The organism is Phyllobacterium sp. SB3 (assembly GCF_040009165.1).
Classification (GTDB): Bacteria; Pseudomonadota; Alphaproteobacteria; order Rhizobiales; family Rhizobiaceae; genus Phyllobacterium.
The window spans coordinates 768,094-789,604 of the sequence record NZ_JBDYKI010000001.1 but is presented as its reverse complement, the minus strand read 5'-3'; the positions used below and the strand labels follow the sequence as shown (position 1 = coordinate 789,604).

Annotated in this window: 26 protein-coding genes and 1 tRNA gene; 16 read left to right on the top strand and 11 right to left on the bottom strand. The window is 50.0% G+C overall.

Features of this window, described 5'->3' with window-relative positions; all coding sequences use genetic code 11:
• Nucleotides 1-11: 11 nt before the first annotated feature.
• The 5 genes from ABKW30_RS03900 (at nucleotide 12) to ABKW30_RS03880 (ending at nucleotide 4,499) form a co-directional block, all read left to right on the top strand.
• Entirely contained in the window at nucleotides 12-377 is a 366-nt protein-coding gene (locus tag ABKW30_RS03900; protein ID WP_348596718.1) for a hypothetical protein, read from the top strand.
• Nucleotides 378-1,210: 833 nt separating this feature from the next.
• A complete protein-coding gene (locus ABKW30_RS03895; protein ID WP_348596717.1) occupies nucleotides 1,211-2,035 on the top strand; it encodes a hypothetical protein in 825 nt (274 codons plus the stop codon).
• Nucleotides 2,032-2,574 carry a hypothetical protein gene (locus tag ABKW30_RS03890; RefSeq protein ID WP_348596715.1) on the top strand — a complete coding sequence of 181 codons (543 nt, stop codon included), beginning with the start codon at nucleotides 2,032-2,034 and terminating at the stop codon, nucleotides 2,572-2,574. The genes ABKW30_RS03895 and ABKW30_RS03890 overlap by 4 nt, the downstream gene beginning before the upstream one ends.
• Nucleotides 2,571-3,227, top strand: coding sequence for a hypothetical protein (locus ABKW30_RS03885; protein ID WP_348596713.1), 657 nt, complete (start codon nucleotides 2,571-2,573; stop codon nucleotides 3,225-3,227). The genes ABKW30_RS03890 and ABKW30_RS03885 overlap by 4 nt, the downstream gene beginning before the upstream one ends.
• 219 nt (nucleotides 3,228-3,446) lie before the next feature.
• Nucleotides 3,447-4,499 carry an IS110 family transposase gene (locus tag ABKW30_RS03880; RefSeq protein ID WP_348596711.1) on the top strand — a complete coding sequence of 351 codons (1,053 nt, stop codon included), beginning with the start codon at nucleotides 3,447-3,449 and terminating at the stop codon, nucleotides 4,497-4,499.
• A 336-nt stretch (nucleotides 4,500-4,835) separates the two neighbouring features.
• Here ABKW30_RS03880 and ABKW30_RS03875 read toward each other — a convergent pair whose 3' ends face one another.
• From ABKW30_RS03875 to ABKW30_RS03860, 4 genes are all read right to left on the bottom strand, one after another.
• Nucleotides 4,836-5,219: a hypothetical protein gene (locus ABKW30_RS03875; protein WP_348596710.1), complete on the bottom strand. Its 384-nt coding sequence runs from the start codon at nucleotides 5,217-5,219 to the stop codon at nucleotides 4,836-4,838.
• Nucleotides 5,220-5,409: 190 nt separating this feature from the next.
• Nucleotides 5,410-5,889 (bottom strand): DUF2569 domain-containing protein, encoded by a 480-nt coding sequence (locus ABKW30_RS03870; protein ID WP_348596708.1) that lies wholly within the window; start codon nucleotides 5,887-5,889, stop codon nucleotides 5,410-5,412.
• Nucleotides 5,890-5,975: 86 nt separating this feature from the next.
• A complete protein-coding gene (locus ABKW30_RS03865; protein WP_348596706.1) occupies nucleotides 5,976-6,248 on the bottom strand; it encodes a hypothetical protein in 273 nt (90 codons plus the stop codon).
• On the bottom strand, nucleotides 6,245-6,817 hold the full coding sequence (locus ABKW30_RS03860; protein WP_348596705.1) for a hypothetical protein: 573 nt from the start codon (nucleotides 6,815-6,817) through the stop codon (nucleotides 6,245-6,247). The genes ABKW30_RS03865 and ABKW30_RS03860 overlap by 4 nt, the downstream gene beginning before the upstream one ends.
• A 243-nt stretch (nucleotides 6,818-7,060) precedes the next feature.
• On the opposite strand from ABKW30_RS03860, the gene ABKW30_RS03855 reads away from it, so the two are divergent.
• On the top strand, nucleotides 7,061-7,648 hold the full coding sequence (locus ABKW30_RS03855; protein ID WP_348596703.1) for a hypothetical protein: 588 nt from the start codon (nucleotides 7,061-7,063) through the stop codon (nucleotides 7,646-7,648).
• A gap of 101 nt (nucleotides 7,649-7,749) precedes the next feature.
• Here the strand turns inward: ABKW30_RS03855 and ABKW30_RS03850 are convergent, their stop codons facing one another.
• Nucleotides 7,750-8,016 carry a helix-turn-helix transcriptional regulator gene (locus ABKW30_RS03850; protein WP_348596701.1) on the bottom strand — a complete coding sequence of 89 codons (267 nt, stop codon included), beginning with the start codon at nucleotides 8,014-8,016 and terminating at the stop codon, nucleotides 7,750-7,752.
• Between the two features lie 151 nt (nucleotides 8,017-8,167).
• Here ABKW30_RS03850 and ABKW30_RS03845 point away from each other — a divergent pair, with 151 nt between their 5' ends.
• The 4 genes from ABKW30_RS03845 to ABKW30_RS03830 are packed head-to-tail and all read left to right on the top strand — an operon-like array spanning nucleotide 8,168 to nucleotide 9,199.
• Entirely contained in the window at nucleotides 8,168-8,470 is a 303-nt protein-coding gene (locus ABKW30_RS03845) for a hypothetical protein (protein WP_348596699.1), read from the top strand.
• Entirely contained in the window at nucleotides 8,467-8,748 is a 282-nt protein-coding gene (locus ABKW30_RS03840; protein WP_348596697.1) for a hypothetical protein, read from the top strand. Before ABKW30_RS03845 ends, ABKW30_RS03840 begins: the two co-directional genes overlap by 4 nt.
• Nucleotides 8,745-8,981 (top strand): hypothetical protein, encoded by a 237-nt coding sequence (locus tag ABKW30_RS03835; protein WP_348596695.1) that lies wholly within the window; start codon nucleotides 8,745-8,747, stop codon nucleotides 8,979-8,981. The genes ABKW30_RS03840 and ABKW30_RS03835 overlap by 4 nt, the downstream gene beginning before the upstream one ends.
• A gap of 38 nt (nucleotides 8,982-9,019) precedes the next feature.
• Entirely contained in the window at nucleotides 9,020-9,199 is a 180-nt protein-coding gene (locus ABKW30_RS03830) for a hypothetical protein (RefSeq protein WP_348596693.1), read from the top strand.
• A gap of 533 nt (nucleotides 9,200-9,732) precedes the next feature.
• On the opposite strand, the gene ABKW30_RS03825 is transcribed toward ABKW30_RS03830, so the two are convergent.
• Both ABKW30_RS03825 and ABKW30_RS03820 read right to left on the bottom strand, forming a co-directional pair.
• Nucleotides 9,733-10,485, bottom strand: a complete 753-nt coding sequence (locus ABKW30_RS03825; protein ID WP_348596692.1) for a hypothetical protein — start codon at nucleotides 10,483-10,485, stop codon at nucleotides 9,733-9,735.
• 57 nt (nucleotides 10,486-10,542) lie between these two features.
• Nucleotides 10,543-11,589, bottom strand: a complete 1,047-nt coding sequence (locus tag ABKW30_RS03820) for a type I restriction endonuclease subunit R (protein ID WP_348596690.1) — start codon at nucleotides 11,587-11,589, stop codon at nucleotides 10,543-10,545.
• 202 nt (nucleotides 11,590-11,791) lie between these two features.
• Here ABKW30_RS03820 and ABKW30_RS03815 point away from each other — a divergent pair, with 202 nt between their 5' ends.
• Nucleotides 11,792-12,355 (top strand): Panacea domain-containing protein, encoded by a 564-nt coding sequence (locus ABKW30_RS03815; protein WP_348596688.1) that lies wholly within the window; start codon nucleotides 11,792-11,794, stop codon nucleotides 12,353-12,355.
• A gap of 396 nt (nucleotides 12,356-12,751) precedes the next feature.
• On the opposite strand, the gene ABKW30_RS03810 is transcribed toward ABKW30_RS03815, so the two are convergent.
• From ABKW30_RS03810 to ABKW30_RS03800, 3 genes are all read right to left on the bottom strand, one after another.
• On the bottom strand, nucleotides 12,752-13,651 hold the full coding sequence (locus ABKW30_RS03810) for a hypothetical protein (RefSeq protein ID WP_348596687.1): 900 nt from the start codon (nucleotides 13,649-13,651) through the stop codon (nucleotides 12,752-12,754).
• Between the two features lie 175 nt (nucleotides 13,652-13,826).
• Nucleotides 13,827-13,902 (bottom strand) — tRNA-Ala (locus tag ABKW30_RS03805).
• A gap of 167 nt (nucleotides 13,903-14,069) precedes the next feature.
• Nucleotides 14,070-14,450: a TIGR02300 family protein gene (locus ABKW30_RS03800; protein ID WP_348596685.1), complete on the bottom strand. Its 381-nt coding sequence runs from the start codon at nucleotides 14,448-14,450 to the stop codon at nucleotides 14,070-14,072.
• A 351-nt stretch (nucleotides 14,451-14,801) separates the two neighbouring features.
• Between ABKW30_RS03800 and aroA the strand changes: the two genes are divergently transcribed.
• The 4 genes from aroA to rpsA all read left to right on the top strand — a co-directional run bounded on the left by aroA (nucleotide 14,802) and on the right by rpsA (nucleotide 19,300).
• Nucleotides 14,802-16,157 carry a 3-phosphoshikimate 1-carboxyvinyltransferase gene (aroA, locus tag ABKW30_RS03795; protein ID WP_348596683.1) on the top strand — a complete coding sequence of 452 codons (1,356 nt, stop codon included), beginning with the start codon at nucleotides 14,802-14,804 and terminating at the stop codon, nucleotides 16,155-16,157.
• A gap of 7 nt (nucleotides 16,158-16,164) precedes the next feature.
• The gene (locus ABKW30_RS03790; RefSeq protein WP_348596681.1) at nucleotides 16,165-16,482 is read left to right on the top strand and encodes a hypothetical protein; all 318 of its coding nucleotides are present in this window, start codon (nucleotides 16,165-16,167) and stop codon (nucleotides 16,480-16,482) included.
• A gap of 341 nt (nucleotides 16,483-16,823) precedes the next feature.
• The gene (gene cmk / locus ABKW30_RS03785; RefSeq protein ID WP_348597609.1) at nucleotides 16,824-17,462 is read left to right on the top strand and encodes a (d)CMP kinase; all 639 of its coding nucleotides are present in this window, start codon (nucleotides 16,824-16,826) and stop codon (nucleotides 17,460-17,462) included.
• Nucleotides 17,463-17,599: 137 nt separating this feature from the next.
• Nucleotides 17,600-19,300: a 30S ribosomal protein S1 gene (gene rpsA, locus ABKW30_RS03780; protein ID WP_008127561.1), complete on the top strand. Its 1,701-nt coding sequence runs from the start codon at nucleotides 17,600-17,602 to the stop codon at nucleotides 19,298-19,300.
• Nucleotides 19,301-19,396: 96 nt separating this feature from the next.
• On the opposite strand, the gene ABKW30_RS03775 is transcribed toward rpsA, so the two are convergent.
• The gene (locus ABKW30_RS03775) at nucleotides 19,397-19,984 is read right to left on the bottom strand and encodes a hypothetical protein (protein ID WP_348596679.1); all 588 of its coding nucleotides are present in this window, start codon (nucleotides 19,982-19,984) and stop codon (nucleotides 19,397-19,399) included.
• Between the two features lie 403 nt (nucleotides 19,985-20,387).
• On the opposite strand from ABKW30_RS03775, the gene ABKW30_RS03770 reads away from it, so the two are divergent.
• Entirely contained in the window at nucleotides 20,388-21,425 is a 1,038-nt protein-coding gene (locus tag ABKW30_RS03770) for a LacI family DNA-binding transcriptional regulator (protein WP_348596677.1), read from the top strand.
• The last annotated feature ends 86 nt before the right edge of the window (nucleotides 21,426-21,511 follow it).

The window sequence follows — 21,511 nt, the reverse complement described above, 5'->3', positions numbered from 1 at the left end:
GAACGCCTCATATGGTTGCGAAGTCGATGCGCTGCCTGCTGTTCGGATTAATTACCTTCGTACCTGGTCCGTCCTTTGCAGAATACTTGGAAATCAACAAAGACCTTCTTAATGATTCTGACAGCACGATCTACGCCATTGGCAAATGTGATTTTAGTGAGGATGAAGCCGTACACATCACTATGACAGCCTCGTTGCAAGCCCCGCTGGATGGGAATAGCACGGACAATATTGCTGCTACTGTGAAGGGTAATCCAATCGCTTTCCCGTTAGCTGTCCCACCACACGTTCAATACAAATTCTCGGCCCAATGGCATAACGGTTCATCGGGGAACATCAGGGACTATTGTCTCGTGCAAACCTATCCAGTTCAGTAACCCAAGCGCGCTGGATTGGAGCATGTCGTCTATCGTTGGTGCAGGTGGGTGGCAGTGACTGGCCCGGGAAGTGAAATGGGATTTACCTGAAACGACATCCGGCGGTTAAGCTGGCCTGTCAGACTGGACGCGCCGCATATCAATTTCGAGATATTGCCGAGTGTGTCACTGACACCGTTTCGACCGCCCATTATCGAGAGTGCCGAATAGCCTGATCCATAGACTGGCACCCAATAAGTCAGCGCCTTAAATAATAGAGGCCCGGTTTTCGCTTTCGAGGGGAAAGAGAAGGGACGCCGGACCTCATACTGCTGCAACTTGGTAGGGAACAGCAGTCCGGCCATCTAAGATGCGCGTTAAGTTGAAGTCAATGCACCGTACGACCAGAAAACGTCCAGCCCAGATAGATTACAACTGCGGCCACAATCATAAAAGCGATGAGGTAAGGCACTACCGGTGTTAAGTATGGTCGATAGTCTGGGATATGGTCTTGCTCGAACTGCATAGTCACCCCTCCCTATAAGCGAGACCCAGCTTCATCTTTGTGGGGACTTAGCCGGGCCTCATGCTGGCGATTTGGTAAAAACCAGCCCAAGGAGATCAACACACTACCACCAAACGATCAAGCCCCGGTGTCTCCTATGCGTTGATAGATCGTTTGGAGCGTGCAGAGCGGGAACGGCGTCAAGCGTTACTGCCTTAAGGCATACGGCAGCGATAATTGTACGCCCTTTCGTGAATACGGTTGATTTCTGTCTTAACTGCACGCTAGTACGTTTGTGATAACGTGATATGGCGAAACCTTCGCTAAATGAGAATGGATCATAAGTGGAATGTGGAAACCAGTTAGCGATGATCATTCGATCGAGAGTATGTCAGCTGTAATTTCGTTCGTCGAGCCTGTCAGTTCTCTAGTTTATAGAAAGATGATTCGAGAATTCGAGCGCACAACCTTTGATCAAGGATTGAACAATCGTCAGCCGATGCAAGCCTTCGAATTCAAGATGGATGGGGGCGTGCCGTCTCCGGTCCAGCAGGTGTTGGTAAATGGAATGATATTTCAGAAACATTCGTTGGTGCGGGATGTTACTGGGGCCGTTGTCAATAGGTTGGTGGAGCAGTTACAGTTTCAGCCTCAAGTTATACATTATACAGCGTGGAAATATGTCAGTTGGACTCAGGCACTTGCAACTATAAATAAGATAATATTGCCTGCTTTGAAAATTGCACTAGATTCAGTAGCTTTAGGCGTCGTTCGCTTAGAGTATATCGATAGATTTATTTACGAAGGCGCAAGCGGAGATATAACTGCCAAGGGCGTGATAAGAGAAGATTCAGACTTAATCTCCGCCCACATATTCAAAGCTAGCGATCTATGGCATTCTCACACTGGAAAATTCGAAACATTAGAACCAAGTATTAAACGATTGTTTCAAGTTAACGTTGATGCACAAGAATTACTCGGGCCGGCTGAAACCAAAAGATCAATTAGCGTAATGACTGCGGTAGAGGATCGTTTTGAACAAACCGGGCTAGTTGTTGAAGATGATGTGGAAGAAGTCTTGTCTTCCCGCTTGTCATCTTTACATGAGAGTGTCATAGATCTGTTTAAAGGCGTGGTGGATTCGACCATGACAAAAAAGGTGGGGATGGTATGAGTTTCGTAGATCGGCGGTATTTATCGACAACAACCATCGTCGCCATACCCTTCATTTTTGCAGCGGGAGTAATTCTAGCACCGCAAATTGGCTCTACAAGCACGAACCAAAGCAAATTTGCCGTTCTACATCGTACGGGAAAGCCTGCAAAAATTGTTGATGCCATCGAATTTAACAGCTCGCTTGTGTACCAGAGGTCCATCGAACGACTGAATACACTAAAATATTTAGATGATGATTTTGATGGTGAAGGTGCAGCTTCTCCGACAGCAGAGGCGATTGATGCTGCAATCTCGTTTGTAAAATTGCTTCCATTTTATGCGCCGGAACCTTCGGTGGGAGTAGACCGCGATGGGAATGCAATCGTGGAATTCCATGAAGAGAATGAAACGGGCCAAGTGCTCTTTGGAAGTGGTGGCTACTTTGAAGCGTTCTACTCAAAGGCTGGCGGAAAAACTGTGAGCTTCGAAGGCCAGTTAGGTGATGCTCAATCCAACTCAAAATTCATAGCTGCGTTCGGATTCCCGCTCGAAGCGTGAGTACCACCGGCTGCGAACACTGTCGAGATTTACTGAACGGTCTAGCTGAGGACAAATTACAGGCTAGCCGAGTAGACGCAACTCATCCACACTGTGCTTGTGAAAAGATTTCTGTCGGCATAGGCAGTCCTGGCCCCATACTTTCTGATGAATACATTTACAGGTTGGTAATTAGTCCTGGGGATGTGGATGAAATTACCGGCAAACTACTTTTGTCATCGCTTAAAGATGCAGCGGAAAACGGATTAAGTGTGTTTCGTGAATGCGCAAGTGATGATGATATTGAAGCGCTAGTGAGAGAAAGATTGATGCGCAAGGCTGATCGAAAGCCCAAGATAGTCCAAGCGCTCACTAGAGTTAAAGTTTCAGATATACATCAGATGGAGAACGCGCGGTCGGGGCGCCTTTTTTGTGTCTATGATGAAACTGTGCCCCGTAAGGACGCGAGCCTTCAGCCTGTCCCAACACACGGAACTATTCTGCAGCGAATACCCCCGCCGAAAACCGACAATAGGAAGGGCCTCATAAAAGAAGACCAGTTAGAACTTTTGAAATCTATGCAGGCTCAATTAATCCAATTAGAAGATTTCAGAGGCGGTTTGATTGGTGGTCTAAACGAGCGCTCTATTAACGGTGATTTTATCTCAGACTAACGCCGCTCTGTCCTCGGATGGGGCGGCACTTTTTTGCATTTCCGGGGTGGTTCTGGAAAAGGCAAAAGAGTCCGGCGAAGAGTTGCCTTGCTGAGTGTCACTGGTCCTGTTGGCTATTGAAGTGATCTATCAGCAATCTGCCTGCCTTCATACCGTGCGGTGCGGCGGCCCCCGTGTTAAAATGGCGTATTTCTGCCATTCGATTAAGGAGGACCGGTCATGGAGAAAGTCGCAACTATAGGATTAGACATTGCCAAGAATGTTTTTCAAGTTCACGGCGCGGATAAGGAAGGCGCACCGTTGTTCGATCTCAAGCTTCGCCGCGCGGAGATGTTGGGCTTTTTCAAGCGGCTGCCACAATGTATGGTCGCCCTGGAAGCTTGTGGAACTGCACATTACTGGGCGCGCTGCATCTCGGAACTGGGCCATGAGGTGCGCCTGGTACACACAACGTACGTGAAACCCTTCGTTAAACGCGGAAAGAGCGACGCCTTGGATGCGCAGGCAATCGCCGAGGCGGCAACACGAAAGACCATGTGGTTTGTTCCGATTAAGTCGGTTGACCAACAGGCGGCCACTATGGTTTTCCGCGCCCGGAATCTTTTCGTTCGTCAAAGAGCGCAGGCTACGAATGCGCTACGCGCCCAACTAGCGGAGCTTGGATTTACTGCGAATACGGGACTTGCGAGCTTTAAATCGCTAGCAAGGGCTGTTCGTGGCGTAGATGGGATAGACCTTCCAACGATAGCCAGAGATGCCCTTGAGGAAATCGTTTTGCAAATCGAACGCTTGTCAGAACGCATAAAAAAACTCGACCAAGAGATCGATGCGCGGGCAAAGAGCGACGAGGATATGCGACGCTTGATGACGATACCGGGTGTGGGAGCCCGAATCGCTGCGGCAGTGAAGGCAATCGCTCCAGACCCCTCTGGATTCAAATCCGCGCGTCACTTCGCAGCTTGGATTGGTCTGACGCCGAAGTCACATTCAAGCGGCGGCAAGGTGCTTCTGGGGCATATCTCGAAGATGGGCAACCGTGAACTTCGCTCGTTGCTATATTTCGCGGGTGCAACGGTTCTCAGCACCGTCAAAGATGAGAGTGGGATGGTGCGCTGGTCAAAGAGGTTGAAAGCTAGACGCCCGTTCAAGGTAGCTGCTGTGGCGGTGGCAAACAAGCTCGCCCGAATAATCTGGGCATTACTGGTCAAAGGTGGGGTGTACGTTCGGATTAGAACAGCGTCGATCTCGGGAGCGGCGGCGAGCGAGGCGTAGTCACTGGATGAGTTGCTGCCGCCTGCGTATAGGCGGGATAAGAACAATTGTGGTGGCCTCTTGAAACGTAAAAGATGGGCAAAGAAAACCGGCACTGCGTTCGTGCTTCCAAGCACGCAAAAGATAGTGGGATTTGCCCTGCGGAGCATGATTAGGCCAGCGGCCAACCACCGCTAAGGCCGCTGTCAATACAGCACCGTTTCGCTGAGGCACATAGCAATAACCCATCTCGCCTGGCGGGTCGCTCTGTGTAACCAGAGCGGCCCGTCATTAAATCAGCCCAAGTGTCCCATGCGTATGCCGGGGCTTTTTGCGTTTTTGGGTTTTCACCGGGTGTCACCCATCCGGGTTGTCGACCTTACAGCCGATACCATGGCATCCTTGATAGTTGCCTTGAGTGTCAAAATTCGGATTGCCGTCTTTATCGTACTGGGGCCGGTCATCGATGATGCTAGACCCGGCAGTGGATTCGAAATCTTTCGCTCGCCGCCGGTCTCTTCGATCCTGTCGTTCCAGGTCATCCATTGTGCGCTGCTGGTCGTCGGCTCGTTTCTGGTCTTGATCCATCATGCAGTCAGCAAAACGGTTTGTTCCCTGTCGATAGCCGTATGAAGCGCACTTATCCTGATTCGTTGCTTGCTGGTCCTCAGAGCTGACGCAACCGGCAACAGCCAGCGGCACAAGCGCGATCAGAACATATCTCATGTTGAAACTGGTCATTCGTCCCCTCCAGAATATTCGTCCCGATTCCGCACATCAAACATTCTCATGCACAACGTTGTCAATCTATCCGCTTGTCTCTGTCCTCCGGGAACGAGGGGCGCTTTTTTGCGTTTGGAAGGGGCTTGTTAATTTCTGCGACCAGATTTGTGGTGATAGCCAGAAGGTCTGTCAGGTGCCTCCTCGAATGCTAATTCACGAACGTGTTTCGCACCCGTTTCGAACGCATGAAATATGGAACCCAAACTGCAGCGATGATGTAATTCCGGATAGTATCTTTCGGCTCGTCGTCCAACATTGAAGGATCTTGGAAAACATCCGCATAGTGATGCAAAATTCCAAACTCTATTGTCCCAATGACCACCATGAATATGAAATAGAGGATTGCCCACTTCGGGGCTCTGGCATCCTTGGAAAATATAAGCTTCAAGGTGAATGCAATAATCGCGACTCCCGCCACACCAAAGGCAACCGATAACGCCAAAGATGCTACAAACCAAGGATATGCGGCAAGTAGGTTCTGCCAATCATCCAACGTTAGTCCCGCAACGCCCTGCCAGGTAGTGATGCCAGCCGCTAAGGCAGTCCCTGCCATCCCCAGAATAGGGAGTATCATCCAACCACCAATCCCTTTTGGTCCATCGCTAATAGAGTTTTCAACCGCTGTCATTCTATACCTTCTATTAAATCGCCCATGAGTCAGTGAACGAATCCTGCCTCAAATCTCTTCCGTTAATTCGGCTTTGGGTTTTCGGATCAATGCGCAACCTTCGGATCGTCAAGATACCTTCCAAGTGAACGCAGATGTGCCACGATCTGGTGCCTGAGAAAGTCCCGTTCGCCATACTTTTCCTTTATTCGCCTCAACTCGGATGCCGCTTTTTCGTAGTCTTCGTCCGGAATATCAGCATCGCCAATTACATACATGTCGTCGCCAATCGCGCAGATATCGCAGCCAGCGTTTATTACATCGTAAACGAAATCAGGGATTTCGCTCTCTGACATCAGTTTGATTGGTTGTTCGCTCATATCTTTCCTTCGCTCTGATGCTTAGAAATTGGTGGAATTGTACAGACGATTTCCGCATTAAAACGGCGCGAACTTAATTCTTTGGACCGGAAGCCCAAGGATATAGAGAGGCGATCGGAGCGAAGATGAAAGGGCAAGTGAATCCAAAGGGCATCTTCTGCCCGCTCACTATCCCCATTTATCAAGCTGGCCGAGCCGGCTCCTTTGGAGGCCAGGATTCTTCCAAGTTTCAAAGAGTTTGTAAGTCGTGACATATCCAGCTTCGAAACGTCAGGATCTCCGGGATCCCAAACTGGTCCGTTTCTCGGCATTGTCTTCTCGTCAACTATTTTTCCGCCGACAGGTTGTGTCAAAAGCACATGGTCGACTTCCCATCTCACATGGGAATTGTTTTGGGTTATGAAACGGACAATAAGCCAATCAGGCAGTGGGCCACAGTACGTATATGTTGGCTCTACCGTCGGGTAGTCCATTTGGGACTCATGAACACCCTTTTTCCAACTCAGGAAAAAGCCGACGGCAGTGATTATCAAACCGCCTAAGGCAATGGCTATCTCCGGCCACCCCATTCATTCCCCCTGACGCGCTCCTTAACCCTTACCCTCTGGCCTAAGGTTCCTTCGATCACTCTTAGCCCTCAATTTGGCGTTGTCCCATGTTCGCCTCCGCTGTGCGTTCGGAAAGAAAAGGTGAATTTGGCGGAACTGTCAACTTAACGGAGCAATCACGCCAACCTGTGGATGCTTGTGGAAAGCGAGGATTGTCACACAGTTTGACTCGCAAACGCGAGACGTGTGCGCTGGGTTTATAAAATGACACGTCTCAGTAATTTTGCCAGTGGCGCAGCAACTGCCGAACGAAATCGTCAAAGAATGAGGAGGAATGGCTTCACTATGAATGGCCACAAATTATGGAGTGATGACGAGCGTGAGTTTATTACCAAGCTTTTCCCTGACATCGATGCAATCTGTAAACAGTTGCCACATCGAACACGAGTAGCCGTCTTGGATCAGTGCCGTAAAATGAACTTCAGAAGGCATATTCATTTCTGGACCGCCGCTGAGATATCAAAATTGAGAAGAATGTATCCTGCTGCATCCAAGGAAGATATTTGCAGCATATTTTCTCATTCCACTTGGATCAATATTCGCCAAGTCGCTCGCTATCATGGCATGAGGCGCGACAGGAAACCATATAAGAAAACTGGAATCGTTCCGCTGGATCAAGTCCGAGACAAATGTTTCGACATTCGATGGACGATGGTTGACTTGGACCAGGCAAGCCGCACAAAGAGCTATTTTCAGAAATCAAATTGGATCGGCAAAAGGCTAAATTATAAAGCTCTTGGAAAAGCAGTTCGGGCTCTTGATGGAAGGTTGAGAGTAGAGTGGCCAGATTAATTGCGTTGGGAGCGGCCTACCTGCCCCTTCGGAACCGAATACTTTCAATCTTCGGCAACTTCTGCATTTTGTACGCAGAGATTTCTAACCACGCAGGTCCTTCAGGTTTCGTTAACTTTTGACACGCTGCCTTTCCCGGCCCCCGGCAAAGAAAATCGCACCCCTGCACCCTTCCCGTTCTCGTCCAGAAATTCAATTCCCGCTTCTTCGAAAGTCATGCGCAAAAGCTTTTGATTTGATGAGCGCATTTCGCGCCCTCTTTCGAAGGCTCGGATCGAAGCGGCAGCAATGTGAACGCGCTGCGCCAAGTCATCCTGCGTCCAGTTTAAGAGCGCTCTTGCAGCACGACTTTGTTCAGGGGCAATCATAACATTCCTTTTTAGTACGTTTGCTATTGATTTCGTATTTTAGGTAAGATATGTAAAAAGAACGTTAACACTGAAAAACAAGCGTTACAAGGTTAGGAAGCGTTCATGTTCAACAAATCAGGCATCATGAAAGCCGCATGGGAGAAGCAAAATGATCTGCAAGCAGGATAAGACACCGAAGCGCCCAGTACCCTATGATTTTGGGATTCCAGATCCAGTTGTCCGCAGAATTTACCTGAAGCAGGAACTGGACAAGCTCGACATAGATGAAACACCTCACGCTAAGGCAAAGCGTCTGGCATTGGAGCTTTTTGGAGCTTTGGACGGTATTCCAGAAATCACCAGTCTATACATGGATAAATCAGCTCCAAAGGGCCAGCGATTACTCTGGATGTCCCATTTGCCAGAATTGGAATGCCCCTCCCATCTTGACTCGGAAGGTAACAAGCAATGATCACTCGCCGCCTCTTTCTAAAAGCAGTTCCTCCAGTTGCGTTGGCTGTTAACATTCCTGCTGTTGCATCGGCAAAAACACTTGAAATCACACAGCAGCAGCGCCTTGATGCAGCAATCGAAGAACTGAAAGCCGCCTCCGAGGTTATTTGGCCGAATGCCAATGATTGGCGCATCATCATTGGGGCATCTCCCGGCGCTCCGCTTCTGGTCAATGCGCTGACTCCCACTCATCGAGAAATGCAGTCCGGCCCACTGATTTGGAAGGCACAATCATGATTATCCCACACCATAATGTGCTCCCGCCGGTAAAGCGATCCCTGCGCAAAAGATTGGAAAGCGTCGTAGAAACCCTTGTTTCGCTACTGGATGAAATAGACGGCGACTCCGATTTTGAGGATGACGACCGGGAACTTGATCAAGCTGAGGATGGCGTAGCCGATAGAGATGCTTTGCATTTCATTGAGCAGTCGCTTCATCCAGAACGGTTCGTGTGCGTCGAACATGAATAACAACGGTCACAGACCATAAGTTATCAAAGAGGTACGGTATGACGGAAGGAAATCATGATAATTTTAAGGTCCGCGAAGCTGCTGCTTGGTATGCAATCAACCCGATAGATAATCGTCAGCCCGCAATTCCGTTGTTGCGGGAGCGTTTTGGTTTGACCGCATTAGAAGCATGTGACGCGGTCAAAGAGGCGCATATCATTCGAGCGAGGTCCCTGTAATGGCAGCCCGGTTCAGTTCTGATTGCCGCTGCATCGACGGTCGCTTATGGCGTCACGATCCCATGCCGGATGATCCATACCTCGAAACGGATATTGGCGTGTGCGAGGAATGCGGAGGGTGGGGCGGTGGCTTGAATTGCAGCAATGATTTTAGCGGGAGAAAGCATCTGCCGGATACGGTAAAATCTCTCCTTACCGAAGAGAACTCCTAACGCGCGGAATGTCCATGGTTTACCGTTGATATTACAGGGGATTTACAGGGTGTGGGGCTCTTTTGAACGGCACGATTAAAACCGAGATGCATACAAGTATTCTCTGCAGAGTTTCAAGCAGCAAGGGGTGCCGTCAAGAGAAAGGCAGTAAGAAGATAAGATATTTCTAATTATATCGAAAAATCAAAGACTTGACTTAAAAGAACTTCTTATCCCAATCTTATTCTTTCTTACCGAAAGGTCGCCGTCGATAAGAAGATAAGATAAAAATGCATGTTAGGCCTCTACCGCTAGCGCCTGTTGGCGGCTCATGACTGCCGGTTACGCATCTTCTTGTCTTTCTACCATTCCCTCGAGTGCCAATATTTCAACAGCCAACTCCATGGCTTCTGCATCGGCCTTGGTAAATGCAGTCTCCGGGTCTTGGCCAAACTCTAAACTCATCTCCTCTATCAGTTGCATCATGAGAAACACGTGAAGCCCAAAGGCTCTCCTAGACGCGTCTTTATCGAGCAATGGGAACTGTCTAGTCGCTTTAGTGCCGTTTGGAGCATCGGTTAAGTCTGCTTCTTCCCAGTGAGTTGCCATGCTCATGACTGAATGATGGGATAGATGAGTTGCTATGGACAACGAGCCATACATCCGAGCAAGCGATTCTCCGAGACTCGTCACATTCGGTGAGCCTTTGGACTTCCTTCTACCACTTCGTACGGCCTTGAGTTGCGCTATGGTCTCCATCTCTTGACGAAGCAAGGCGTGAGCCTGAAGGTAGCGCCCTTCTGCAATAGCATCTTCGCAGATTGAAACGCCGATTATGAACGATGCAAACAGCGCTGTCCGCTGATCTTTATCCGAATCCATCGGTAGGATTTTTCCGTTCGCCCGGAGCAATGCAGAACCCAAAACTCCAGCAACCAACATATGCGCATCCAAAATTTTACCGTATGCAGCGTGGCTCTGCTCACGTACTGCATCCCCTTGAATCTTTTGAACTGCGTATAGGGTCGCTGCCGCATCAATCAGACGTTCTTGATGAGATTTCAGAGCAGCATCGAAAGAGTTGTGATCTAGCATTTTACGCTCCATCTCGCTCAGACATAACCGAGACGTTCGGCCTACGTGGATATGCTGTTAACTAAATTTAATTTCGAACGAGCCGTCAGTTCGCATTTCAATATGTTTTGGCAGCGGAATTGGTGCTTCTGTGAGCAATTCGTAAGCATAAATGACGGTGAAAATTCCCTTGAATGTGGTCCCGTCGATAAATCCTTCTGCCTCAATAAAACACTCTGCCTTAACTCTGATCGGTAAAACTCCACCCGGCGACAAAGGTGTGGTAGGCAAATGTGTACCTTCTGGAAAATCAACGATAAGCAAATTCTGCAATAGCGTCGGGTTCTCTGAATCCACAGAAAGAAATTCGTCAGAAGTGCTGAAGCGAAGAGGATAAAACCCAAACGCGGTAAAAATTTCATCCATTGCAGCAAATGCTGATTTAAGCTCAATTTCCGCTACAATTAAGCCATCGTCCGTTCGAAAAACCTTATTTCCTTTTACTGTGTTGACGAGACCATCCATATTGAACTGCTGTGGAAGACTACTGAGGGTTTTTTCGTATGTGACATGGCCACCAACGATTTGTACCGATGATGGAACGCCCGGTGCCAACGGTTTGCCCTTATCTATCTCGACGCTTGCCCGTTTTTTCATAGCTGCTGGCCCAAGTAACTCACGCAGCGCGGGCAATAAGTCGTCTGTGTCGTCTTTTGCCCATGTCCAGAGTGGCGTCTCAGGATTTCCGGCCCTGTATAGGCGGAACTCTCGTCCGTTCGTTAAAATGTAGAACTCAGCCGCAATACTTGGATGGGTTGCATAGGTGTGGGCTTGCTCGCTATCCCCCAGAGACAATTGAACTGTCGGCTTTTTGGCTTCGATAACCCACCGGGCGTAGGATACTACTTCGCAAACAAAGTCCGGCTTTCCAATCAATGCAGGATCCCGTTTGGGATTCTTGTGGCCCAGAAACGAGTGAGGGTACCGGATAGTAACTTGGCTTCGAAGGTTTGCTTCAGGATGCCCTTGAAAATATCCGAGCGCTCTACAAAACGGACGAATAATTTCGCCCTCAACATCAGCTTCGGTCATTGTTTCAATATTATGGGGCGCAAAAATACTCACAGAATACCCTCCGAATCGCACAGCTTATAGTCTAATGGGATTTGAAGTTCTGACCACGGTGACGAAGTATGGTTACACAGGAATTGGATTAAGGCGTTGGTAGCGCTTAGCCCTTGACGTAGGACGTATTGTGAGAATGAAACATTCGGCGTAGAATCACTTTGGAGATGCGCTTCGTTTTTCCAAATTTGAGGAAGCCACCATGTTATTACCCGGATATGACGTTGCTAAAGCCGCTCAAGCGGTTGTTTTTTTTGCGACGAAAGCCGGCGGCGCAATTAACGTCCTGAAGCTTGCTAAGTTACTCTATCTTTCTGAGCGGGAGTTCTTAACCCGCTATGATGAGCCAATGTTTTACGACAGGCTTGCTGCATTACCGGACGGGCCAGTCACATCTGTAACACTGAATTTGATCAATGGCCATCTGGAAGACCCTGTTTGGCAAAAGTTCGTTGCTGCCCGTGCGGGGTATGACATAGCTCCGGCCCAAGGGGTAAGTAGCGCTGAACTGACCGACTTAAGCAAAGCCGATTTGGAAGTCCTGGACGCGATATGGGCTAAGTTTGGGTCTTTTGATAAGTACAAGTTGCGCGACTGGACTCACAAGCCGGAAAATGTGCCTGAATGGAAAGATCCGAATGGCTCGTCGAATGATATTAGTTATCAGTCCGTTTTTGAGCACCTGCACAAAGATGATCCTTCCCTGCTGATCGAACACATTAAAGAGCGTAGAGCGCTGTCAGCAGAACTAGCAAAGTCGGCATGACTTTCTCTCCGTATCCGTCTGGCACGCTGTTGATCCCATCTGGGCCGAGCAAGCATCTTTTCGTAGTTATGACCAATTTGTGTCATAACGGCCAACATCTTCTTTTCTCAGTGACAAGCATCAAGCCAGGGGTGAAATACGATAACGCATGCGAGTTCTCAGGTGGAGAGCATGAATTTATCAACAAGCCGAGCTATGTTTATTATCGAATGTCCGAGATTCGTCGGGCCGACCGAATTACCGAATCCGTGAACAACAATTATTATCATGTAAAAGCAGATCTCTCGGCCCAAGAGTTCGAAAGAGTGTGCAAGGGCGTGGAAGTTTCCCCATTCATAAAACCATGGGCCATTGAATATTTTCGCACAAACAGGCCATGACAGAACTGGTTGGTTTTCAGGCAGACAACAATTCAATCAATTCTGGTATCAATGATTGGTACCACCCGTAACCAATGTTGGTCGCGGACAAGTCCTTGCTTTGCAAGCGGCCTGCGTAAATTCCAATGATGTCGTACGAAGCAAATTCTTCTACAGCCCCAATGTCCCGATTATCAACCGTGACCGCGATTGCCTTTCTAATGATCGGAGAGCCAGACATTGCAGATGTGGTGGCTGCATCCACCAAGAAGATAGGTCTGTTATCCACGCCAATCGAAGTATCGCTTGCAATAGAACCTCGTTTCCAAACAGGAAGATTCAGCCCAGCATAATTGGTGAGTGGGTAGCCAAGAATGAAACAATCATCACCTGCACGCGTCACAATTCTTTGTCCGATATGTTCGTTAATGAATCCGGAAGTTGTCGAGGCCCCTTTAAATCCAGTTGCTTTAGGATTTTTGCGAACGACTACATCAGAGGCAACCTCGAGGGCGTAAACATCCACGATGGCCCCCCGGAGCACTGGAGGGTTTGATAAAAGCTCTTGAGCTACGTCCGTAATGGTCACGACATGTTTTTCGCGGGTAAACACAACTTTGCCATCCTCGATACCATATCCAAATCCATAGTAACTGAATTTCGTTGGCACAAATCCGCTTGATGACATGGGGTCATTTGTAAAGGGGTTTCGACCGGACAAGACATGCCAGTTCGTGATCAAGAATGATCGAGAGCCGTGCAGCCAGAAGAAACCACTGGCGGTTGAGACAATCGAATCTTCGCCATCATTGCTTAAAAGCTCAATTGGCGTGCAGCAAAATGACATCCCTAAAAAACCAGCTCCTGCAAAATTACGTGACGCAGCAACCATGCTTTGCTCGTCAACGTTGCCATAAGTTAATACGCCGCTGTTCATCACGAGGCTCCAAGCATCCATCGCGAGACTCGCGACTCGTGGACACAATTAGATATTTCTACAGTTGAGGCGAGTCGATTTCCATGCGGGAGTGCCCCAGGGGTGCCCCCAGAGAAATCAAAGATTTTCGCCGCATAGGGCTAAGCGATAACCTATTGAATCATTAGTGAGAATTTGGTGGAGCCAAGCGGGATCGAACCGCTGACCTCTTGCATGCCATGCAAGCGCTCTCCCAGCTGAGCTATGGCCCCATTCCAACCAGCCGTTCAGGCGGCACCGGAGAACCGGCTTGTATTCCGCAAGGTCTGGTAACCTTGCTTACGCTATCCGAAGATGGCGGGTTCTTAGCTTCCGCTAACGCGAAGATCAAGCCCCGTTCGCCGCTTATTTCTCGGCGAACGGAACTTATTTTTTGAAATCAATTCTCGTCGTCGTCGCCGATGCCGCCGCCGAGGATGTCCGTAACGTCGTCATCCTCGTCTTCCTCATCGGTGGCAAGGAATGTATCGTCATCGTCTGAATCGTCGACTTCGACATCATCGCCAAGATCCGGAACATCGCTGTCATTGTCGCCATCGGCTTCTTCGAGAGCTACAAATTCAGGCTTCTCCAGCGCTACGTCCAACTCTTCAGTCTCGACCTCTTCTTCTTCCTCGCGGACAGAAGCTGTCGTTTCGAAATAGCTGAGCGGATAGGTTTTGCCTGTGAATGGCGAAACGATCGGATCGCGGTTCAGGTCGTAAAATTTCTGCCCGGTTTCCGGGTCAACACGCTTGGTGCCAAGTTTTGGGTTCGCCACGTTATGCCTCGTCTTGCTGCGCTTGCCTGCATTCGGCTGACAATTATTGCGCCATGTGCCTACAGAGACCCATGTGCACGCAATAACACTTTGTATTGGCGCATAATCCTTGTCCAAAATCGAACTGATTTTGGGGATATACGCTGGTTTCTCGAGGACACGGCTTTTCCGGCCGCCCCTCATAAAAAAATTCGTGGTCCCATAAACGCAATTCGCCGCGTTTGTCAAAGTGAAAAAGCACAAGGCGAGGATTGAATTTGCAAGATGACCGCGTAGCCAAGCTGTGTTAGGAGGTGCTCGGCCTCTCAAGTCCATCCCGCCCATCATATTTTATCGCGATTGATCCACATCATGTCCCACTCTTCGCTGCCCAAGCCCGCAACATCCCGCCGCTCAAATGCCCTTACCGGCGATATCCGTATTCCCGGCGATAAATCGATTTCGCACCGCTCGTTCATGTTCGGCGGGCTGGCCTCCGGCGAAACGCGTATTACAGGCCTTCTTGAAGGCGAGGATGTCATCAATACGGGCCGCGCCATGCAGGCCATGGGCGCAAAGATTGCCAAAGAAGGCGATGTATGGATCATCCATGGGACCGGTAATGGCTGCCTGCTGCAACCTGAAGCACCATTGGATTTCGGCAATGCAGGTACTGGAGCGCGCCTCACAATGGGGCTTGTCGGCACCTATGCCATGGAAACCACCTTTATCGGCGATGCATCGCTGTCGAAGCGCCCGATGGGCCGCGTGCTTAACCCGCTGCGTGAGATGGGTGTTCAGGTTTCGGCTGCCGAGGGTGACCGTATGCCGCTAATCCTGCGGGGCCCGAAAGTGGCTGCTCCTATCACCTACCGCGTTCCAATGGCTTCGGCCCAAGTGAAATCTGCTGTCCTGCTCGCAGGCCTCAATACACCTGGCATAACTACCGTGATCGAACCTGTCATGACACGGGACCATACGGAAAAAATGCTGCAGGGCTTTGGTGCAAACCTTTCGGTGGAAACTGATAAGGATAATGTGCGCCATATCCGCATCGAAGGCCAAGGTAAGCTGACAGGCCAGACAATTGATGTTCCCGGCGATCCCTCATCGACCGCTTTCCCGCTGGTTGCTGCCCTGCTGGTTCCCGGCTCAGATGTGACGATCCGCAATGTGCTGATGAACCCTACCCGCACCGGGCTTATTCTCACGCTGCAGGAAATGGGTGCAAGCATCGAAATCATGAATGCACGGCTGGCTGGCGGAGAGGATGTTGCTGACCTACGGGTAACGCATTCCGAACTCAAGGGCGTCAATGTACCGGCGGACCGCGCTCCTTCGATGATTGATGAGTATCCTGTTCTGGCCGTCGCTGCGAGTTTCGCCACGGGCGAGACCGTAATGAACGGGCTGGAAGAACTGCGCGTAAAAGAGTCGGATCGGCTTTCCGCCGTGGCCAATGGTCTGAAAGCAAATGGCGTTGACTGCACCGAAGGTGCCGAAACGTTGAGCGTGCGCGGACGTCCCGATGGTAAGGCTATCGGCGGTGGCACGGTGGAAACCCATCTGGACCATCGCATTGCAATGAGCTTCCTCGTCATGGGCCTCGCTTCAGAGAAACCTGTCACCGTTGATGATTCGACCATGATTGCCACAAGTTTCCCAGAATTCATGGCAATGATGGCAGGCATGGGTGCGGAAATCACCGAACGTTCAACGCCAGCCTGATTCTTTGATGAGTGCATTTTTCTCGGCTGTTACAGTTTATGGGCTTTATGGAATGTCCAGTATCCCGTTCATCGTGTGGGCCGGGAGAAGCGCTTATGCGGGCACGCACGCCAGTAAGGCAAAGCGGCCTTGGCCGGGTATAAGCAGCACGATCTTTCGTATCGTTCTTCCTTTACTGCTCATCTTCCTCTATGCGTGGAACGTCTCCAGCGCGGCAAGTGCGAGTAAGTGGATGCCTTACCAGTTTTTGTTGCTGCCACCGGCACTTGGATCGATAGCCGGTTACGGTATAGGGTTCTTAATAAGCAAGAGGACAAAGAACTGATGTACTTCCTGCTGGCATCGATTGCCATTACGGCCATCCCCTATGCTATCGAGCGCATCGGCCTAAAGGTCCGTTTTGGCCTGTTCGCGCTTTTGTTCTGGCTATTTGTTTTCCAGTTTCTACTAATTCTGGCTATCGACACGTTCCTGCAAAATCTGGCGTCTTATCTGCCGGAGTGGCTGGAAACGATGATGACGACGCTTGGCGGCTTCGCCTTTGTGACCATTGGCATCACGCCGCTCATCACGCTTGTTCTTGCTGCGGCGTATCTGCTGTTTGCCGTCTGGCAGTGGCTCTTCGACAGGGACGACCCGGAGCTAGCACCAAAGAAACATTTTACGATCGCGATCGATGGCCCTGCCGCCTCGGGCAAGGGTACGCTTGCACGTCGTCTCGCAGAATATTACGGCTATCATCATCTTGATACAGGCCTCACCTATCGCGCTGTGGCAAAGGCATTGCTGGATCAGAATATGCCGCTGGACGATGAGTTTCTGGCTGAAAAAGCTGCACGCTCTGTCGACTTATCAAAGCTTGATCGCACTGTTCTGTCCGCTCATGATGTTGGGGAAGCTGCCTCGAAAGTAGCGATAATACCGGCAGTCCGCCGCACGCTTGTTTCAGCACAGCAAGGTTTTGCCTTGCTATCTCCTGGCGCTGTGCTTGATGGCCGTGATATTGGTACGGTCGTTTGCCCGGATGCACCGGTAAAGCTATATATTACAGCTTCGCCGGAAGCCCGTGCCCAGCGGCGCCATGATGAAATCAAGGCGAGTGGAGGCGATGCCGACTATCAGGATATTCTCGAAGATCTGACCCGCCGCGATGCCCGCGATATGGGCCGCACTGACTCTCCATTAAAACCGGCGGCGGACGCGCACTTGCTTGATACGACAGAAATGGATATAGAGACCGCGTTTCTTAATGCCAAAACACTGATCGATCAGGCCTTGGCGCGGGAAACCCGTAATACCAAGTAATACATTCGCAGTCGGCCCTCGCACCGGATTGCCCTCACAGGGCGGGTTGGCATGTGGATGATCCTTAACTCGAACCACCGGTGCCTGTGCCCACAAACCTTTCCCAAGGCGGAAAGCCGGGTGCTCCAGGAGTATATATGTCTCAAGCCAATCCATCGCGCGAAGATTTCGAAGCTCTTCTCGCCGAGTCTTTTGCTACCAATGACCTTGCAGAAGGTTATGTTGTAAAGGGCCGTGTTGTTGCCATCGAAAAAGACATGGCAATCATTGACGCAGGTCTTAAGGTTGAAGGCCGCGTTCCGCTGAAGGAATTCGGTGCGAAAGCCAAGGACGGATCGCTCAAGCCGGGCGATATCGTTGAAGTTTACGTCGAGCGCATTGAAAATGCACTGGGTGAAGCCGTTCTGTCGCGCGAAAAAGCACGCCGCGAAGAGAGCTGGGTTCGTCTGGAAGAGAAGTTCAACCGCGGCGAACGTGTCGATGGCGTGATCTTCAATCAGGTCAAGGGTGGTTTCACCGTCGATCTCGACGGCGCAGTAGCCTTCTTGCCACGTTCGCAGGTCGATATCCGTCCGATCCGCGATGTTACACCGCTGATGCACAACCCGCAGCCCTTCGAAATCCTCAAAATGGACAAGCGTCGCGGCAATATCGTTGTATCGCGCCGTACAGTTCTCGAAGAGAGCCGTGCAGAACAGCGTTCTGAAATCGTCCAGAACCTTGAAGAAGGTCAAGTCGTTGAAGGCGTCGTCAAGAATATCACCGATTATGGTGCATTCGTTGACCTCGGCGGTATCGACGGTCTTCTGCATGTGACTGACATGGCATGGCGCCGTGTGAACCATCCTTCGGAAATCCTGAGCATCGGCCAGACGGTCAAGGTTCAGATCATTCGTATCAACCAGGAAACACATCGTATTTCGCTCGGCATGAAGCAGCTCGAAAGCGATCCTTGGGATGGTATCGGTGCGAAGTACCCAATCGGCAAAAAGATCACCGGTACGGTTACCAACATCACCGACTACGGTGCATTCGTTGAGATCGAGCCAGGCATCGAAGGCCTTATCCACGTTTCGGAAATGTCCTGGACAAAGAAGAACGTGCATCCGGGCAAGCTGCTCTCGACCACACAGGAAGTCGAAGTCGTTGTTCTCGAAGTGGATCCGGTCAAGCGCCGCATCTCCCTCGGTCTCAAGCAGACGCTCGACAATCCTTGGACAACCTTCGCAGACAAGTTCCCTGTCGGCACAATCGTCGAAGGCGAAGTCAAGAACAAGACCGAATTCGGCCTGTTCATTGGCCTCGATGGCGATGTGGATGGCATGGTTCACCTCTCCGATCTCGACTGGAACCGTCCAGGCGAACAGGTTATCGAAGAGTACAACAAGGGTGACATGGTCAAGGCGCAGGTTCTCGACGTTGACGTTGAGAAGGAACGCATCTCGCTCGGCATCAAGCAGCTTACCGGCGATAAGGTCGGCGAAGCAGCAACTTCGGGTGAACTGCGCAAGAACGCCGTTGTAACCGTTGAAGTTACGGCAATCACCGATGGTGGCCTCGAAGTTCGTCTGGTCGATCACGACCTCGACACCTTCATCCGCCGCGCTGATCTGTCCCGTGACCGTGACGAACAGCGTCCAGAGCGCTTCACTGTTGGTCAGAAGGCTGACGCACGCGTCATCGCTTTCGACAAGAAGACCCGCAAGCTGCAGGTTTCGATCAAGGCGCTTGAAATCGCTGAAGAGAAGGAAGCTGTTGCCCAGTACGGTTCAACAGACTCCGGCGCTTCGCTCGGCGACATTCTCGGTGCAGCTCTGAAGAACCGCGAAAAGAACTAAATCTCTTTTCACAGTTTGAAGTAAATGAACCCGCCGGTTACACTGGCGGGTTTTTCTTTGCCGGACAGCGATTCCGACAGCACTTGCCGTGCAATCCTAGATGGTATCGAACTGAATGAGGATGAAAGCGGTCTGCAGTATTAATGCTGCGATCAAAAGCGCAAGCTGTGCTCTCTGATTGTTAAGATAAATGCCTGTAGCAAGAAGGCCCATCAGAACGAGGTTGCGAAAAGGATATTCCGCACCAAGCGACTGAAAGTGGACCATGCCCTTCATCACCGTGTCGATGAAGTCGAAAATGAAGATCGAGATCATGATGCCGAAGAACCAGCGCCTGCGGGACATGAAGTAATCTTCATATCCGGCATAACCCTCCATACTGTCGGGGAACAGCATGGCGCAGGCGAGAAAATGCAGGCTCGCAAAGAAAATAACGAAGAGATATGCCTCGAACTTCCACAAGACCAGCTGATGAAGATAAAACTCGAACCACCAGAAATGCACTACTGTTAGAAAAGTAAAAAGCACCCAACCCAAATGAACCGCATAGATATTTTTACGTTGCGGATGCTGGATGATACGGGCAATACCAGTAAGCAAGCGTGACACGCTGAGACCGAGAATGATGCCGATGATCACACGGACGTGTGTGAACACTTCAGGATTAGGAATTGCACCTTCCATCGAACTTTCTCCATATTACGCCGAGGACAGTCAATAGGCCCCGACCGGGGAGGGCCGAGGCAACGCAATTTTTACATATGAACTATGCGATTGACTGCGTGTCATAACAATATGAAACTGAAGGGTAGATATTTGTAAAGTCGTAAACTATTAAAACCTATTGGTTCATTTACGTGCACGTTCTAGATGGGAATAACAACATTGTAACAATCAGGAAATTTGAGAAAACATACGTTCTATTCGAGTAACTTGACACTGCTTTTTGCCTTACATATTCTCAACTTAGACGATTATTTATATACAACTGCAAGCTGTATTATTCGAAATTAATTCACACATTTATTGCGGGCTTAGTTGCAATTGCTTCGTTCAATTGCCTACGGCCTAAAAAGGAAATTAAGCGATGCCTAAAGACATCAAAACGATGGAAGATTTTTCCGAATTTGCAGGCCTGTCACGACCTACAGTGTCGAAATACTTCAACGACCCGTCATCTGTTCGAAAAACCACGCGCGATATCGTCGAGGCTGCTATTCGGAGCTCAGGCTACAAACCCAATATTTTTGCAACCAATCTCTATCGTCGACGAACCCATATTCTCGGCGTCATTGTGCCCAACTCCAATGACCCGTTCTACATGGCATTGACCCGCCGCATCCAGCATTTGGCAGGTCTGGCTGGTTATATGGTTTTCGTACAAAGTTCCGAGGGGCAGGCAGAGCTTGAAGAGCGCGCCATCGAAACCTTTAAATCCATGAATGTGGCCGGGGTAATTATAGGCCCGCTCGGCATTGAGTCTCATCACGAAAAGCTGGCCCAAGCTGCGCAAACCTTACCTCTGGTCTATATTGATTCGCCACTTGATGAGACATCTCCCTTCGTTGGTACAGATAACCGACAAAGTTTCCGTCTCATTGTGGAGTATCTCACTCGTTCTGGTGACGCTCCATGCTACTTCCCGATGCCACAAATTAACAGCAATGCACAGGATCGTAAGAACGCCTATATCGAGGCGATGGAAAATCTGGGCTTTGAACCGCTTTTCGTAGCGGTGGAAGACATGACGACATTGGGCTTGGAGAAATTCGCCTTTGATGCAACTGTCCGCATACTCCGGGACGGATCATTTCCTACCAAGACCGTACTTTGCGCGAATGACCGGATTGCCGCAGGTGTTTCCGCCGCCGCTTATCAGGCTGGATTGAAGATTGGACGGCGCCAGCATGATGATCTTCGATTGGCTGGCCATGATGATCAGCCTTTTGCTCGCTATATGTGTCCACCTCTAACAACAGTTGCGCAGAACCATGGGGAAATCGGCCGACTGGCAGTCGAGCTTATGTTTCAAAAGCTCGGTGAAAACCGTGATACTAAAACGTTGCTACCCACAAACGAGCGCATTCTGTTGAATGCAGAGATCATGCTGCGTATGTCGGCCTGAATGGTAGAAGCGCGGCAACGCGCCGCGAGATTCCTGCAACAACGACCCTTTGCGCCAGCCTTAAAACGGATTAAACAGCATAGAAC